The organism is Elioraea tepida (assembly GCF_019203965.1).
GTDB classification, from domain to species: domain Bacteria; phylum Pseudomonadota; class Alphaproteobacteria; order Acetobacterales; family Acetobacteraceae; genus Elioraea_A; species Elioraea_A tepida.
The window spans coordinates 1,985,375-2,001,347 of sequence record NZ_CP076448.1 but is presented as its reverse complement, the minus strand read 5'-3'; the positions used below and the strand labels follow the sequence as shown (position 1 = coordinate 2,001,347).

The 15,973-nt window shown below is 67.9% G+C and carries 11 protein-coding genes, 1 tRNA gene and 1 CRISPR repeat array; of the genes, 7 read left to right on the top strand and 5 right to left on the bottom strand.

What is annotated here, in order from left to right; all coding sequences use genetic code 11:
- Positions 1-72 precede the first annotated feature (72 nt).
- On the bottom strand, positions 73-1,620 hold the full coding sequence (locus KO353_RS09605; protein ID WP_218284446.1) for an acetolactate synthase large subunit: 1,548 nt from the start codon (positions 1,618-1,620) through the stop codon (positions 73-75).
- A gap of 181 nt (positions 1,621-1,801) precedes the next feature.
- A complete protein-coding gene (locus tag KO353_RS09600) occupies positions 1,802-2,311 on the bottom strand; it encodes a PEP-CTERM sorting domain-containing protein (protein ID WP_218284445.1) in 510 nt (169 codons plus the stop codon).
- A gap of 600 nt (positions 2,312-2,911) precedes the next feature.
- On the opposite strand from KO353_RS09600, the gene KO353_RS09595 reads away from it, so the two are divergent.
- The 3 genes from KO353_RS09595 to KO353_RS17070 all read left to right on the top strand — a co-directional run bounded on the left by KO353_RS09595 (position 2,912) and on the right by KO353_RS17070 (position 6,270).
- A complete protein-coding gene (locus KO353_RS09595; protein WP_218284444.1) occupies positions 2,912-4,534 on the top strand; it encodes a GMC family oxidoreductase in 1,623 nt (540 codons plus the stop codon).
- A complete protein-coding gene (gene chrA, locus KO353_RS09590; RefSeq protein ID WP_456236909.1) occupies positions 4,531-5,742 on the top strand; it encodes a chromate efflux transporter in 1,212 nt (403 codons plus the stop codon). The genes KO353_RS09595 and chrA overlap by 4 nt, the downstream gene beginning before the upstream one ends.
- A 234-nt stretch (positions 5,743-5,976) precedes the next feature.
- On the top strand, positions 5,977-6,270 hold the full coding sequence (locus tag KO353_RS17070) for a CRISPR-associated endonuclease Cas2 (protein ID WP_407928186.1): 294 nt from the start codon (positions 5,977-5,979) through the stop codon (positions 6,268-6,270).
- Between the two features lie 90 nt (positions 6,271-6,360).
- Positions 6,361-9,201: a CRISPR direct-repeat array (repeat unit 36 nt; unit sequence CTTCCAAAGCAGACCCGATCTTCAGGGGGTCAAAAC).
- 274 nt (positions 9,202-9,475) lie between these two features.
- Here KO353_RS17070 and KO353_RS09580 read toward each other — a convergent pair.
- A tRNA-Ala gene (locus KO353_RS09580) sits at positions 9,476-9,551 on the bottom strand.
- Between the two features lie 150 nt (positions 9,552-9,701).
- On the opposite strand from KO353_RS09580, the gene KO353_RS09575 reads away from it, so the two are divergent.
- Positions 9,702-11,657 carry an acetoacetate--CoA ligase gene (locus KO353_RS09575; RefSeq protein WP_218284442.1) on the top strand — a complete coding sequence of 652 codons (1,956 nt, stop codon included), beginning with the start codon at positions 9,702-9,704 and terminating at the stop codon, positions 11,655-11,657.
- A 4-nt stretch (positions 11,658-11,661) separates the two neighbouring features.
- On the opposite strand, the gene KO353_RS09570 is transcribed toward KO353_RS09575, so the two are convergent.
- On the bottom strand, positions 11,662-12,477 hold the full coding sequence (locus KO353_RS09570) for an undecaprenyl-diphosphate phosphatase (RefSeq protein ID WP_218284441.1): 816 nt from the start codon (positions 12,475-12,477) through the stop codon (positions 11,662-11,664).
- 75 nt (positions 12,478-12,552) lie between these two features.
- Entirely contained in the window at positions 12,553-13,098 is a 546-nt protein-coding gene (locus KO353_RS09565; protein WP_218284440.1) for a histidine phosphatase family protein, read from the bottom strand.
- A gap of 105 nt (positions 13,099-13,203) precedes the next feature.
- Between KO353_RS09565 and KO353_RS09560 the strand changes: the two genes are divergently transcribed.
- Genes KO353_RS09560 through KO353_RS09550 form a run of 3 tightly spaced genes read left to right on the top strand, consistent with a single transcriptional unit; the run spans position 13,204 to position 15,899 of the window.
- Complete coding sequence (locus tag KO353_RS09560; protein ID WP_218284439.1) at positions 13,204-13,902, top strand: ribonuclease activity regulator RraA; 699 nt, start codon at positions 13,204-13,206, stop codon at positions 13,900-13,902.
- 27 nt (positions 13,903-13,929) lie between these two features.
- Positions 13,930-14,469 carry a TRAP transporter small permease subunit gene (locus KO353_RS09555; protein ID WP_218284438.1) on the top strand — a complete coding sequence of 180 codons (540 nt, stop codon included), beginning with the start codon at positions 13,930-13,932 and terminating at the stop codon, positions 14,467-14,469.
- A gap of 11 nt (positions 14,470-14,480) precedes the next feature.
- Positions 14,481-15,899, top strand: a complete 1,419-nt coding sequence (locus tag KO353_RS09550) for a TRAP transporter large permease (RefSeq protein WP_235691778.1) — start codon at positions 14,481-14,483, stop codon at positions 15,897-15,899.
- Positions 15,900-15,973 lie beyond the last annotated feature (74 nt).

Here is a 15,973-nt window from a genome sequence, read left to right as displayed (position 1 = left end):
CGCGCAGCGCCCTCGGTTTGCTGCGCCTGCGGCCGGGACGTCCGGCCCGAGAGCGCCCCAGCGCCCTGGCCGTCAGGGCACCAGAAGCTCGATCAGGAACGGGCCTCGGCGCGCCATCGCCGCGCGCATCAGGTCAGCGAGCGCGTCGAGGTCGGGCGCGATCGCCGCCTCCACCCCCATCCCTTCGGCAAGCTTCACCCAGCCGATGTCGGGGTTGCCGAGGTCGAGCATGTCGAGCGCCGTCCGGCCAGGGTTGGCGCCGACGGCCATCAGCTCGTGGCGCAAGATCGCGTATTTGCGGTTCGAGAACACGACGATCGTGGCGTCGCAGCGCTCGCGCGCAAGACTCCACAGCGCCTGCACCGTGTACATGGCAGAGCCGTCCGCCTGCAGCCCGATCACCTTGCGGTCGGGGCAGGCGATCGCGGCACCGAGCGCGAGCGGCAGCCCCTCGCCGATCGAGCCGCCGGTGAGCTGGAGCCAGTCATGCGGCGGGGCGGCATGGGTCTCGGCAAAGAAGCCGCGCCCCGTGGTCACGCCTTCGTCGACCACGATGGCGCCCTCGGGCATCAGGGCTGCGACGGTTCGGGCGATCCCCTCGCAGGTCACCGGCCCTCCGGGCGGCGTGGGGCGCGGCCCTGCGTTGGCGGGCGGCGGGGCCACACCGCGCGCCACCTCCTCGGCGAGCGCCTCGAGCGCCCCGGCCACGTCCTGGTCGGGCCGGGCGAGCACGTGCACCGTGCAGCCCTCGGGAAGCAGCGAGCTCGGCTTGCCCGGATAGGCGAAGAAGGCCACCGGGTGCTTGGCGCCGACCAGGATGCAGGCGGTGTAGGGGGCGAGAGCGGCGAGGGCATGGTCCACCGGGTAGGGCACGCGCTCGATCGGGTATCGCCCCTGGCCGCGGGCAACCCGGGCGTTCGACATCTGGGCGCGCAGGCCGGCGCCGGTGGCGGCGGCGATCCGGGACGCGGCGCGCTGGCCCGCCTCCGCGAGCGCCGCTCCGGCGAGCAGGAGCAGAACCTTCGCGCCGTCGCGATGCAGAAGCCGCGCCGCCCCCTCGATCTGCTGCGGCGAGGCGGGAGCGGGCGCCGGCACCGGCAGCGGCGCGGCAGGGCCGTCCGCCTCGCCCCAGGCCGTGTCGGCGGGAAGGATCAGGGTCGCGATCTGGCCCGGGGCGGTGCGGGCGGCCTGCACCGCGGCGGCGCCGTCCGCGGCGATGGTGGCGGCGCTCCTCCCGCTTCTGACCCAGTCGCTGAACGGCCGCGCGATCCCCTCGACATCGGCCGTGAGCGGTGCATCCCAGGCGCGGTGGTAGGTGGCATGGTCACCCACCACGTTGACCATGGGCGAGCGGGCGCGCCGGGCGTTGTGCAGGTTCGCGGCCGCATTGGCGAGGCCGGGCCCGCAGTGAAGCAGGGTGGCGGCGGGCTTGCCGGCCATCCGGGCGTAGCCGTCGGCCGCGCCCGTCACCACCCCCTCGAACAGGCCGAGCACGCAGCGCATGCCCGGAACCCGGTCGAGCGCGGCGACGAAGTGCATCTCCGAGGTGCCGGGATTGGCGAAGCAGGTGTCGACGCCAGAGGCGAGCAGGGTGTGGACGAGGCTTTCGGCGCCGTTCATGGGGCGTGTGGTCTCCAGAGGGGCTTTGGGGGCGGGGCCGAGGCCCCATTCCTACCCCCCCGGGCGACGACGGCAAGCCGGGATCGGACGCGAGCGCAAACGAAAAGGGCGGTGCCCTGCGGCACCGCCCCGAACGTCACCCCGTCAGAGTGTAAAGTTTTCCGACACGGCTCTGTAACAGTCAGGCCCTGCGGCGTCGGCGGGCGACGAAGCCGAGCCCGATCAGGCCTGCCCCGAGCGGCCCGAGCGTGGCGGGCTCGGGAACGGGAGTCTCGAACCTGCCGTTCGAGATTCGGATGACCATCACGAGGTCATCGTGGTTGTCGTCCCGCCCGCCACCACCGTCATCGAGAGCGAGGATCAGTGTGTTGCCGCTGCTCGCCGTGCTGCCCGTGCCCCAGGCGCAGGAGGTAGCGAGGTTCGCCTCCGAGAGGTCGCAGGTGTAGACCGCCGACCAGAACTCCGGAGCGAACGCCTGGCCCGGGTTGCTGCCGTTGGTGACGGTATCGTTCGGCGTCGTGAAGGAGAATTCGATCAGCCGGGGGTTGATCGACGCGTTGGCCAGCTGCTGCGGCGCCTCCGTTCCGCCGAACAGCATCGAGATGCCACTGGTATTCGCGAAAGGCCCGTAGGTCGACCCGCCGATCGTGAAGGTGTTGTCCCAGCGGGCCTCCCGGCCGATGTAAAACACCTCGACCGTGGTGGTCGCGCCTGCGATCAGATACCACTGCGCACCGAACCAGCCCCTGACTTGGCCGATGACGTCGTTGTTGGCGGCGGTGGTGCCGATCGTTGGCGCCGCCTGTGCGGTCGGTGACGCGAGCGCTAGAGCGGTTTCCAGATGAGTGGAAACCGCTCTGGCCTTATCTTGCGAGCATCTTCACGCCTACGGCTGTTTCCAGCCGTATGCGATCTGCTCTAGGCCCGCTGCCGCCACCCCCGCCAGAACTGTCCTTTTCATGAGCCTTACTCCGTGTCGCTGCGTGTTGTTTTCCGGTCGCCACGCCGCCGGGAAGGCCTCTCTCCGCCAGCCGCGAAGTTTCGCAGCAATATCCGTGTTGCACGAGAAAACCGTGCAGCTCCAGAGCGTTGCGGACGCGCGCCACGGGTGTGAACCCGAACTGTAAGATGTTCCGACACGCCCGCGTCCTCCACCTGAGGGTGAAGGCCCGGGTCGGATCACGCCGCCGGCGATCGCCCCGAAGCACGCCCCCTGGCCCTCGGCGAGACCGTGTGGCGTGATGTGGGGCAACAAGGGCAACCCCGGGACGGGCGAGGAAACGGCGGCAGGATGCAGCACCCCCAGGAACCGACCATCGGCACCTTCGACTTCGTCATCGTCGGCGCGGGCAGCGCCGGCTGCGTGCTGGCGAACCGCCTCTCGGCCGACGGGCGCCACAGCGTCGCCGTGCTTGAAGCAGGGCCGGAGGACCGAGACCTCTGGATCCACATCCCCCTCGGCTACGCGAAACTGTTCCGCAAGGGCACCGTCAACTGGATGTACGAGACCGCTCCGGAGGCGGAACTGAACGGAAGGCGGGTCTACCAGCCGCGCGGCAAGGTCCTGGGCGGCTCCTCCTCGATCAACGGCCTCGTCTACATCCGCGGCCAGAGGGAGGACTTCGACCACTGGCGCCAGCTCGGCAACCCCGGCTGGTCGGCCGACGACGTGCTCCCCTACTTCCGACGCGCCGAGGCTAATGTCCGCGGCGCCGACGACCAGCACGGCGGCGACGGGCCCCTGAGCGTGTCAGACCCGCACACGCACGAACTGACGGAGGCCTTCATCGCCTCCGCCGTTCACGAGGGCCTGCCGCGCACGCGCGACTTCAACGGCGTGGTGCAGGAGGGAGTGGGCTATTTCCAGACGACCTCACGCCGCGGCCGACGCTGCTCTGCGGCGGTGGCCTATCTCCACCCGGCGCGGCGGCGCGGCAACCTCACCGTCATCACCGAGGCGCTGACCGACCGGGTTCTGATCGAGGACGGCCGCGCCGCGGGCGTGGTGTTCCGCCGCGGCGGCGTCGAACAGCTGGTTCGGGCGAGGCGCGAGGTGATCCTCTCCGCCGGCGCCTTCGGCAGCCCAGCGATCCTGCAGCGCTCCGGCCTTGGGCCGGGGGAGCTCCTCGCCTCGCTCGGTATCCCCGTGGTGAAGGACCTCCCCGGCGTCGGCACCGACCTGCAGGACCATCTCCAGGCGCGCTGCGTGATGCGCTGCACCCGCCCGATCACGCTCAACGACATGACGACGAGCCTGATCGGCCGGGTGAGGCTCGGCCTGGAGTGGCTGCTGACCCGCTCCGGGTGGCTTGCGATCGCCGCCGGCCACGCCGGCGCCTTCTTCCGCACCGACCCGCGGCTCGCGACCCCCGACGTGCAGGTTCACTTCATCCCCTTCTCGACCGACCGGATGGGCGACAGGCTTCACCCCTTCCCGGGCTTCATGGCGCATGTCTGCCAGCTCCGCCCCGAAAGCCGCGGCAGCGTGCGCATCACCTCGCGCGACCCCGCCGCTCCGCCCGAGATCCGCATGAACTACCTCTCCACGGAGACCGACCGCGCCACGCTGCTCGCCGGCCTCAAGAAGCTCCGGGCGATCCTGCACGCCCCGCCGCTCCGCCCCTATGTCGCGGCCGAAGTCGAGCCCGGTCCGGAGGCGACCGATGACGCAGCGCTGATGGCGCATATCCGCGCCCGCGCCTCCACCGTCTATCACCCCACAAGCACCTGCCGGATGGGGCCTGATCCCCGCGCGGTGGTGGACGAGCGGCTTCGAGTGAAGGCGATGCCCGGCCTGCGCGTGGTCGATTGCTCGATCATGCCGAGCCTTGTCTCGGGCAACACCAACGCCGCGGCGATCATGATCGGCGAGAAAGCCTCCGACATGATCCTCGAAGACGCTCGGGCGGCGTGAGCGCTGTGCCCGATGCCACATCCCCAGGCCGGCGCGACGGCTTCGCCGCGATCCTCGGCGTCTTCCTCCGCCTCGGCCTGACCTCCTTCGGGGGCCCTGTGGCGCATATCGGCTATCTGCGCGAGGAGTTCGTCTCCCGCCGCGGCTGGATCACGGACCGTGCCTATGCCGACCTCGTCGCGCTCGCCCAGTTCCTGCCCGGGCCCGCGAGCAGCCAGACCGGCTTCGCGATCGGCGTCCTCCGCCGCGGGCTCGCGGGCGGTCTCGCCGCCTGGCTCGGGTTCACCCTGCCGTCCGCGATCGTGATGCTCCTTGCCGCGCACGGCGTCGACCTCGCCTCCGGCGGCGTGGGCGCGGGCGTGGTGCACGGCCTCAAGCTCGTGGCGGTCGCGGTGGTGGCGCAGGCCGTCTGGAGCATGGCGGGGAGCCTCTGCCCCGACCGGACGCGCGGCACGATCGCGGTCGCGGCGACGCTCGCTCTGCTCGTCGTGCCGAGCGCCTGGACGCAGATCGGCGTGATCGTCGCTGGCGGCTGTGTTGGGCTTCTCGTGCTGCGCGACGGCGCGACGCACAGGGAGGGAACGCTGCGGCCCGCGGTACCGGGGCGAACCGGCGTGGCGTCGCTCGTGCTTGCGGGGGTGCTGCTCGTCTCGCTTCCGCTCTTCGCCTCGGAGGGGCCACATGCGCTCGCCCTGTTCGAGGCGGCCTACCGCGCCGGGGCGCTCGTGTTCGGCGGCGGGCATGTCGTGCTGCCGCTGCTCGAGACGAGTTTCGTGCCGCGCTGGATGAGCGCCGATACCTTCCTCGCCGGCTATGGCGTCGCCCAGGCCGTGCCGGGCCCGCTCTTCAGCTTCGGCGCTTTCCTCGGCGCCGCCGCGACCCCGAGCCCGAACGGGGTGCTCGGCGGGGCGATCGCGCTCGTGGCGATCTTCCTGCCCGGTCTGCTCCTGATCTACGGGATGCTGCCATTCTGGGACCGGGTTCGGGGAGAGCCCACCGCCCAAGCCATGCTGCGCGGCGTGAACGCCGCTGTGGTGGGGATCCTGCTCGCGGCGCTCTACGACCCGATCTTCCTCTCGAGCGTGAAGACGCCTGAGGATTTCGCGATCGCGGTCGCGTGCTTCGCAGCGCTCGTTCTCTGGAGGGTTCCCGCCTGGGCGGCGGTGGCGACGACGGCCGCCGCGGGGGCGGCCGCGCAGATGCTGTGAAAGGCGACATCCGCGTTCCCACGCGCATGATCGCGAGGCCGATCGGATGCTCTGCCCCCCAGCTCGGATGGTTCGGCTCGCCAATGGACGCTCTCGGAGGGCCGCGGCGCAACTGCCGCCGGCACTCCGCGCGCACCCGTCAGGTCCTGACGCGAGGGCGTGCGAGATATGCCGTAGCGGCGCGCGACACCGCCGCAGCATTGCCTGTCGGCCGCCGGTGCTCGGTGCTCGCGGATGCGTCTTCGGCGTGTGGCGCGGTTTCTTGAGCGTCGTGCGCTGCGGGTTCAGTTTTCCTTGTTTCTTGGGTTATGGACGGAGGCGGAGTTTGAGGAGGTGTGGTTTGGCCTGTCCTGTTTGATCAATCCGCGGCGTGATGACGTTCGCGCCTGGCCTGTGCCTGAGGCGGCCGAGGTGGTGTCGATCGGGTGTGGGTTGCCGGAGGGGATTGTGGTTGGGGAGGCGCGGTCGCGCGGGTTTGCGCGTGTGGGCGGTGCCCTTCGTTCGGGCGGTGGTGGGGTTGGTGTGTGAGAGGTTTGGAGGACAGGTTTGCGCGCCCGCCTCGGATGTGCGAAGATTGTGTGGAGCTCATTGACATCGTTGGGTTTTTCGAGGGGGAGCCTTCCAAAGCAGACCCGATCTTCAGGGGGTCAAAACGCGCTCGAGAGCCGAGATGTGAAACCCGCGGCTCTCTTCCAAAGCAGACCCGATCTTCAGGGGGTCAAAACTCGGGCAGGCCCGTGACCTGCCCAAATGCGCGCGCCCTTCCAAAGCAGACCCGATCTTCAGGGGGTCAAAACTGCTTTTGTTTCGCTTTCGCGCCGATCGCGTGCTTCCAAAGCAGACCCGATCTTCAGGGGGTCAAAACCTCGGCCTCGGCATCACATGCCTCAGACCGTGCGAGCTTCCAAAGCAGACCCGATCTTCAGGGGGTCAAAACCCAACGGGGCATCGATGCATCATCTCAAGGCTCTCTTCCAAAGCAGACCCGATCTTCAGGGGGTCAAAACCCGCCAAGAGTGCGGCGCGCTTGAAACGGTAGTCTTCCAAAGCAGACCCGATCTTCAGGGGGTCAAAACATCGGATTCCCTTCACAATCTTGAAGCGCGTAGGGCTTCCAAAGCAGACCCGATCTTCAGGGGGTCAAAACCTACTGCCCCGCGCCCCATGCGCCGGGCTTCGTGACTTCCAAAGCAGACCCGATCTTCAGGGGGTCAAAACCCAGTCGCCGCACAAGCATTTCCTGCGCTTCCTTCCAAAGCAGACCCGATCTTCAGGGGGTCAAAACGTAACCTCCCCAAACTGGCGCGCCACCACGGGAACCTTCCAAAGCAGACCCGATCTTCAGGGGGTCAAAACGCTGCCCCCGGCGCACGCACCATCTCTTCCAGCCTTCCAAAGCAGACCCGATCTTCAGGGGGTCAAAACGAACCGTGGTGTTGCCGACTCCCACCACGGACTTCCAAAGCAGACCCGATCTTCAGGGGGTCAAAACGTTGCATGGGTGCATCATGCGCCATTCGGCGCTTCCTTCCAAAGCAGACCCGATCTTCAGGGGGTCAAAACGCGGAAGGTCTGGGTCAAGAGCCCGAATATCTGCATCTTCCAAAGCAGACCCGATCTTCAGGGGGTCAAAACGTGCGGAGTGAGATTCAGCATCCGAACCCCTTCAATCTTCCAAAGCAGACCCGATCTTCAGGGGGTCAAAACGCCTCAAAGACAAGGCTTGACACGAGGCAAGCCCTTCCAAAGCAGACCCGATCTTCAGGGGGTCAAAACGATGCTGATGCAGCATGTGCTGCTTCGGCTTGCCCTTCCAAAGCAGACCCGATCTTCAGGGGGTCAAAACCAGCCGCAGGCGCGCAGCTCGGCCGACGGCTGCCCTTCCAAAGCAGACCCGATCTTCAGGGGGTCAAAACTCTACAAGGTGGCGGATGCGCATTCAGGCCTCCGTCTTCCAAAGCAGACCCGATCTTCAGGGGGTCAAAACTCACACGATCGAGAGTCATCGCCAGCACATCCGCTTCCAAAGCAGACCCGATCTTCAGGGGGTCAAAACATCATCTTACGCATCGTCTTGTTCCCTTTCGTTCCCTTCCAAAGCAGACCCGATCTTCAGGGGGTCAAAACAGGCGAACCGATTCAAAAGAACGTCGGCTTCGCCCCTTCCAAAGCAGACCCGATCTTCAGGGGGTCAAAACATGATGCGGCCGACTTTCGACGCCACACGCATCGCCTTCCAAAGCAGACCCGATCTTCAGGGGGTCAAAACCTGATCAACGGTTTGAAAAGCCATGATGCGGCCCTTCCAAAGCAGACCCGATCTTCAGGGGGTCAAAACCGGCGTGACGCAATCAGCCTAGAGCCGCTCCTGCTTCCAAAGCAGACCCGATCTTCAGGGGGTCAAAACCCTGGGCATCACATTCATCAGCCCGGCCGATGTGGCTTCCAAAGCAGACCCGATCTTCAGGGGGTCAAAACCGACGTATTGTTTGTTGTGGGCTGCCTCCTTCGCCTTCCAAAGCAGACCCGATCTTCAGGGGGTCAAAACACATGCTCGCCACTACCCTTCGCCTTTCGGCCAGGACTTCCAAAGCAGACCCGTTCTTCAGGGGGTCAAAACTGAGAAACCTATACCCACGACGGCAATACTTAGCGCTTCCAAAGCAGACCCGATCTTCAGGGGGTCAAAACTCGAGATTATCGTTCATGACCCCTCCTTCATCTCTTCCAAAGCAGACCCGATCTTCAGGGGGTCAAAACAGATCGGGTGAATCGGGTTCCCCTCGCGCCCCAGCTTCCAAAGCAGACCCGATCTTCAGGGGGTCAAAACAGTCTCGCCAGGAGGCGCGTCAGTCTCATAGCTTCCAAAGCAGACCCGATCTTCAGGGGGTCAAAACTCGCGTAGGGCGTAAGCTCCGCGACCGCCGCATCGCTTCCAAAGCAGACCCGATCTTCAGGGGGTCAAAACGCCTCCTTGTTGGCGGTTGCGATGAGCGCAGTAACTTCCAAAGCAGACCCGATCTGCAGGGGGTCAAAACTATCTGGGAAGCCAAACTGATCAAGCGTATCGCTTCCAAAGCAGACCCGATCTTCAGGGGGTCAAAACAACTCCGCCGCGTCTTCTTCGCAATATTCTGCATCCTTCCAAAGCAGACCCGATCTTCAGGGGGTCAAAACACAACCGTCTCCGTGGTGGCCACACGTGCCACCATCCTTCCAAAGCAGACCCGATCTTCAGGGGGTCAAAACGCGATGCCGGGCGACCCACGCCTCGATCGCAACCCTTCCAAAGCAGACCCGATCTTCAGGGGGTCAAAACTCAGTGCCGGCAGCAAGCGCGGCGTTGTAGGCCCGCCTTCCAAAGCAGACCCGATCTTCAGGGGGTCAAAACCGGCACGGCGCGCTGATCGAGCAGCCGCTTGGCTTCCAAAGCAGACCCGATCTTCAGGGGCTCGAATCGCGAAGGCCCAAGGGCCACGAGTGGCGGCCCTATCGACGCAAAGCCGATCGTCAACGAGTGACGAGCACACCACGCAAGGCGCGACCACACCTCGGGCCGCGCTCCACGCGCCTCAGGCGCCCGGGAACCCGCCCACACTCGCAACGAAACCGTCTCTCTGACGGGAGAACCAGCCCAATGCCGCCTTGAACCTCACGGGCGGACGCACTCGCCAAACGCGAAGAGGGGCCGCTGTGGGGCCACCCTCAGGCCCGGCTCACACCCGATCCCGACTGGTGGAGCCGAGGGGAATCGAACCCCTGACCTCGTGAATGCCATTCACGCGCTCTCCCAACTGAGCTACGGCCCCAACCGTCGCGCACGGGCGCCAGGCGCGCCCGCTGTCGGGAACGCGGCCTTCTAGCGAAGCCCTGCCCCCCGGGCAAGGGCCCTTGCCGCTTGCCTCGCCCGGGGCGGAAGAGGACATTCCAGCCCGCTCAAGAGGCGAGGGAGGAACGGCATGAGCGAGATCCTCTGGCGGCCCGATCCGGTCCGCGCGGCGGCGACCAATCTCCGCGCCTTCCGGCTCTGGCTCGGCGCGCGCGGCATCGCCGTGCCCGACGTCGCCTCCCTCTGGCGCTGGTCGGTCGAGGACATCGGCGGCTTCTGGACCGCGCTGTGGGACTTCGCCCGAATCATCGGCCACAAGGGCGACGCGGCGCTCGAGAACCCCGAGGCCATGCCGGGCGCGCGCTTCTTCCCCGAAGCCCGCCTCAGCTACGCCGAAAACATCCTCCGCCACGCGGGCGAAAAGGAGGCGATCGTCTTTACCGGCGAGGACGGGCAGCGACTCGCCTGGAGCCGCGACCGCCTCCGCGCGGAAACCGCCGCCGTCGCCGCCGCCCTGCGCGCGCACGGCCTCAGGCTCGGCGATCGCGTCGCCGCCTACCTCCCCAACATCCCGCACGGGATCGCCGCCCTCATCGGTACCAACGCCGCGGGTGGCACCTTCTCCTCGGCAAGCCCCGATTTCGGCCCCTCGGGGGTGCTCGACCGCTTCGGCCAGATCGCGCCGCGCGTGCTGATCGCCGCCGACGGCTACCGCTACGGCGGCAAGCTGTTCCGGAACGCGGCGAAGATCGCCGAGATCATGGCGGGCCTCCGCTCGGTCGAACGCCTCGTGATCGTGCCGTTCATCGGCGACGACGCAGCCCTCGCGCTGCCCAAGGCCGTCACCTGGGAGGCATGGACGGAGCCGCACCGGGGCGCGCCGCTCGCCTTCGAGCGCCTGCCGTTCGACCACCCGCTCTACATCCTCTATTCCTCCGGAACGACCGGGAAGCCGAAATGCATCGTCCACGGCGCGGGGGGGGTGCTGCTCAAGCACGCCTCCGAACACCTCCTGCACACCGACCTCAAGCCCGATGACCGGTTGTTCTACTTCACCACGCTCGGGTGGATGATGTGGAACTGGCAGGTCTCGGCCCTGATGGCCGGGGCGACGCTTCTGCTCTTCGACGGCAACCCGTTCTACCCTTCTGCCTCCGCCCTGTTCGACCTCGCCGACCGCGAGGGGATGACGATCTTCGGCACAAGCGCGAAATATATCGACAGCGTGGCAAAAGCGGGCCTCAAGCCCCGTGCGAGCCACCGGCTCGAGAGCCTCCGCACCATGCTCTCCACCGGAAGCCCCCTGATCCCGGAGAGCTTCGATTTCGTTTACCGCGAGATCAAGGAGGACCTCCTCCTCGCCTCGATCTCGGGCGGCACCGACATCGTCGGCTGCTTCGCTCTGGGCAACCCCGAGGGGCCGGTGCGCCGCGGCGAGCTCGCAATGCGCGCCTTGGGCTGCGCCGTCGAGGTGTTCGACGAGGCGGGGCGGCCGGTGCGCGGGCGGAAGGGCGAGCTCGTCTGCCTCAAGCCCTTCCCCTCGATGCCCGTCTGTTTCTGGGGTGACCCGGACGGAGCGCGCTACCGCGCCGCCTATTTCGAGCGTTACCCAGGCGTGTGGCACCATGGCGACTGGTGCGAGATCATCGAGCATGAGGACGGGGTCGCGGGGCTCGTCATCACCGGCCGTTCCGATGCCGTGCTGAACCCGGGGGGCGTGCGCATCGGCACCGCCGAGATCTACCGCCAGGTTGAGACGCTGCCGGAGATCCAGGAGGCTCTGGTGATCGGGCAGGAGTGGGAGAACGACGTGCGCGTGGTCCTGTTCGTCCGCCTGAAGGAGGGCCAGGTGCTCGACGATGCCTTGCGCGAGCGCATCCGGCGGGTGATTCGCGACAACGCTTCGCCCCGGCACGTGCCGGCGAAGATCATCGCCGTGCCCGACATCCCCCGCACGCGCTCGGGCAAGATCACCGAGCTTGCGGTGCGCGACGTGGTGCACGGGCGGCCGGTGAAGAATGTCGAGGCGCTGGCCAACCCCGAGGCGCTCGAGCTGTTCCGCGCGATCCCGGAGCTCGCCGAGTGACACGCTAGCGCAACGACAGTACCCCGAGCATCAGCGACCCCACGGCGATCCGATACCAGCCGAAGGGCGCGAAGCCGATCCGCCCGATCACGGCGATCACCGTTCGCACGACGAGGAACGCCACCACGAACGCGGAGGCGAAGCCTGTTGCGATCAGCGTAGCACCCTCGAAGGAGAGCACCGACCAGTTCTTGTAGAGGCTGAACACCGCCGCGGCGAGCATGGTCGGAATCGCGAGCACGAAGCTGAACTCCGCCGCCGCGGGGCGGGAGACGCCGACGAGGAGGGCGGTGATGATGGTCGCTCCCGAGCGCGAGGTGCCGGGCACCATCGCGAGCACCTGGCCGAAGCCGATCAGCACCGCCGCACCCCAGCCGATCCGCTCCACCGTCTCGATGCGCGGGATGCGCCGGAAGCGCTCGATCAGGATGATCGCCACGCCCCCGGCGATCAGCGCGACCGAGACCACCCACGGGTCGAACAGTCGTTTCGTGATCGTGTCGTACAGCGTCGCCCCGATCACCATTGCCGGAACGAAGGCGAGAAGCACGTTCGCGGCATAGGCGCGCGCCATCCGCCCCTCCGCCCCCCCGAGCGGCAGGCGGGCGGCGATGCCCCAGAGCTTGCGGGCGTAGATCAGGATCACGGCGAGGATGGCGCCGAGCTGGATCACGATCTCGAAGCTCTTCCCCGGCGGGGCGGCGAAGCCGAGCAGGTCGACGAGCAGGATCAGATGCCCGGTGGAGGAGACGGGGATGAACTCGGTCAACCCCTCGACGATGCCGAGCAGGAGGGCCGAGACGAGCGGCGGAAGGTCCATCGGGCTTGGTCCTCGGGCGCGTGAGCCGGCGTGAGCCGAGGTAGCAGCCGCCTGCCCTCCCGTCACGGGGGCGCGTCAGGCGCGGAACCGGCCGAGCACCTCAGGGTCGCCGCCCGTGCGCACCACCACCGCCTCGCCGGAGGCGGGTACGAGGCCGGTGAGCGCAGTGATGTTCACCTGGTGCGTGACAAGCACGAGCGGGCCGCCGTGCGAGGCCGCGAGCAGGGCGCGCAGCGCCGCCGTCCGTGCCGCGCCCTCGCCGCGATCGGCGAAGAAACTGTCGAGCGCGGGCTCCCGTCGCACGGGTCCGAGAGCGAGCAGCTCCGCCGTCTCGAGGCAGCGGCACCAGCCGCTCGAGAACACGGTCGCAGCAGCGATGCCGTTCGCCCGGAACAGGTCGCCGAGAGACCGCGCCTGCGCCCGGCCCTCGTCGGAGAGGGTCCTCTGGGTCGAGCAGTTGCTGAGCCGGAAGCCTGGCGGGTCACCTACGCCTGGAGCGAGGGCGTGACGGGGCAGCGCGGCCGCGCGGCCTTCGCGCAACAGCGGCCAGGGCACTGCCTCGGCGCGCGCGACCAGCGGTGCGACCAGCAGAAGCGGCAGGGTGCGTCTCGACCATGGCATGCCCGGAACGTTGGGCCAGAGCCGGATGGCGCAAGGGGTGGCTTGCCAGCCAGGCCGCGACGTGCTGATGCCTCTCCCCGAGGTTCCGCTGAGGGGGAAGCGCCCATGACGCTCACGCCGGCCATCCGCGACACGCTCGCGCATGTCACGACAGCCACGCTCACCACCGTGCTGCTGAAGAAGGGTCTGCGTCGGACGTGGATGCGCGGGCCGAAGCCGCTTCGCCCCGGCCTGGCCCGCATTGTGGGGCCAGCCTTCACCCTGCGCTTCATCCCCGCGCGCGAGGACCTCGCCACGCCCGAGAGCTGGTCCTCCCCGCGCTCGACCCGCGGCGCGATCGAGGCGATGCCGGAGGGCTGCGTGGTGGTGGCCGGCACTGAGGGCATCACCGATGCCGGGATCTTCGGCGACATCCTCTGCGCGCGCATGTCGAAGAAAGGGGTGGCGGCGCTCGTGACCGAGGGCGCGGTGCGTGACGGCGCCGGGGTGCGGGCCACCGCCCTTCCCGTCTGGTGCGCCGGCGAGGTGGCGCCGCCGTCGGTCGCTTCGCTGACCTTCGTGACTTGGGAGGAGCCGGTCGGCTGCGGCGGGGTGGCGGTGTTCCCAGGCGACATCGTGGTCGCAGACGACGACGGCGCGGTGCTGATCCCCCAAGCCCTGCTCGAGGCGGTGGCACGCGAGGCCGAGGCGCAGGAGAAGCTCGAGGCCTGGATCATGCGCGAGGTGGAGAAGGGCGTGCCGCTTCCCGGCCTTTACCCGCCAGACGCCGAGACCAGGGCGCGCTACGAGCGCGAGACGGGCTGAGGCGGCTGCCGCGGGGAGGCGAGTCGCGTGCGCGCGCTCATCCGTTTCGCGTCGATCGCTGACCGGCTGAGCGCCGCCTCCGCTAGGCTCGCCACCGCCGCGGTTCTGCTCGCGGTTCTGATCTCGGCCGGCAATGCGACGAGCCGCTACGCTCTCGGCCTCACCTCGAATGCCTGGCTCGAGGTGCAATGGTATCTCTTCGCCGCGATCGCGCTGCTTGGCGCGGCGGAGACGCTCAAGCGCGGCGCGCATGTGCGCGTCGACCTGCTCTACGTGCTCGCCGGCGAACGCGGGCGTCTGGCGATCGACCTCTTCGGGCTCGTGGTGTTCCTGCTGCCGGGGATGATCCTGCTCGGCTGGCTCTCCTGGCCGTTCTTCTGGGAGAGCTGGATCCGCAACGAGTTCTCGAACAATCCGGGCGGGCTCTACCGCTGGCCGGTGAAAGCCCTGCTGCCGCTCGGTTTCGCGCTCGTGGCGCTGCAGGGGCTGGCCGAGCTTGCCAAGCGTATCGCCGCGCTCGCCGGGGCCTACCGGCTCGACACCACCTACAACCGGCTGCTGCAGTAAGGAGCCCACTGGTGGCCGGGTTCCTCACCTACGACCTGATGGCGCCGCTGATGTTCGCGGGGCTTGTTCTGTTCCTGATCATCGGCTTTCCGGTGGCGTTCAGCCTCGTCGCCTGCGGCCTTTCCTTCGCGATCCTCGGCATCGAGCTTGGCTTCTTCCAGCCCGCCTTCCTGCAGGGCCTGCCGCCGCGGGTGTTCGAGATCCTCTCGAACGAACTGTTGCTCGCCATCCCCTTCTTCACCCTGATGGGTGCGATCCTGGAACGGTCAGGCCTCGCCGAGGACCTGCTCGAGGGCATGGGCCAGCTCTTCGGTGCCCTGCCCGGCGGGCTCGGCTATGCGGTGATCCTCGTTGGCGCCCTGCTCGGCGCGATCACCGGCACCGTCGCCGCCTCGGTGCTCGCGATGGGGATGATCGCGATGCCGGCGATGCTGCGCACCGGCTATGACTCCCGCTACGCCACCGGCGTGGTGGCGGCCTCGGGCACGATCACGCAGGTGATCCCGCCCTCGCTTGTGCTGATCGTGCTTGCGCAGGTGCTCGGCCGGTCGGTCGGCGACATGTATCTCGGCGCGATCGGCCCCTCGATCCTGCAGACGCTCCTGTTCCTCGCCTACACGCTCGCCCTTGCTGTGGTGGCGCCGCGCAAGGTTCCGCCATTGCCCGAGGAGGCGCGGACGCTGCGCGGCAGCAGCCTCGCCTGGACCATCCTGCGCGCGATCCTGCCGTCGCTCGGGCTGATGTTCCTCGTGCTCGGGACGATCATCCTCGGTCTTGCGACGCCGACGGAGGCAGGCGCGATGGGCACGGTGGGGGCGATGCTGCTCGCCGCCGCCAACCGGCGTCTGACCCCCGCCCTGCTCTGGCAGGGCATGGCGACGACGATGCAGATCACCGCCATGGTGGTGTTCATCCTGATCGGCGCCACCGTGTTCAGCCTCGTGTTCGCAGGCGTCGAGGGCGGGAACTGGATCGAGGACCTGTTGAGCGACCTGCCGGGCGGGCGGACAGGCTTCCTCATCTTCGTCAACGTGTTCATCTTCCTGTTGGCGTTCTTCCTCGACTTCTTCGAGATCGCCTTTATCATCCTGCCGCTGTTGATCCCGACGGCGAAGGCGCTCGGGATCGATCTCGTCTGGTTCGGCGTGATGGTCTGCGTGAACATGCAGACAGCCTTCATGCACCCGCCCTTCGGCTTCGCGCTGTTCTACGTCCGCTCGGTCACGCCGGCGTCGGTGCTCACGCGCGACATCTATCTCGGTGCGATTCCGTTCCTTCTGTTGCAGCTCGTTCTCGTTGCGATCGTGGTCGCCTGGCCCGAGAGCGTGACCGCCTTCATCCCCGGCGGCACAGGAATCGATCCGGCCACGGTGACGATCGACATCCCCCTGCCGCCTGCGGCCGAGGACATCCCGCTGCGGTTCGACTGAGCACCTGGAACGAAAGAAGGGCGGCCAACAGGCCACCCTTCCCTCGTCGCTCCGGCCAGTGCCGCTCGGGTCGC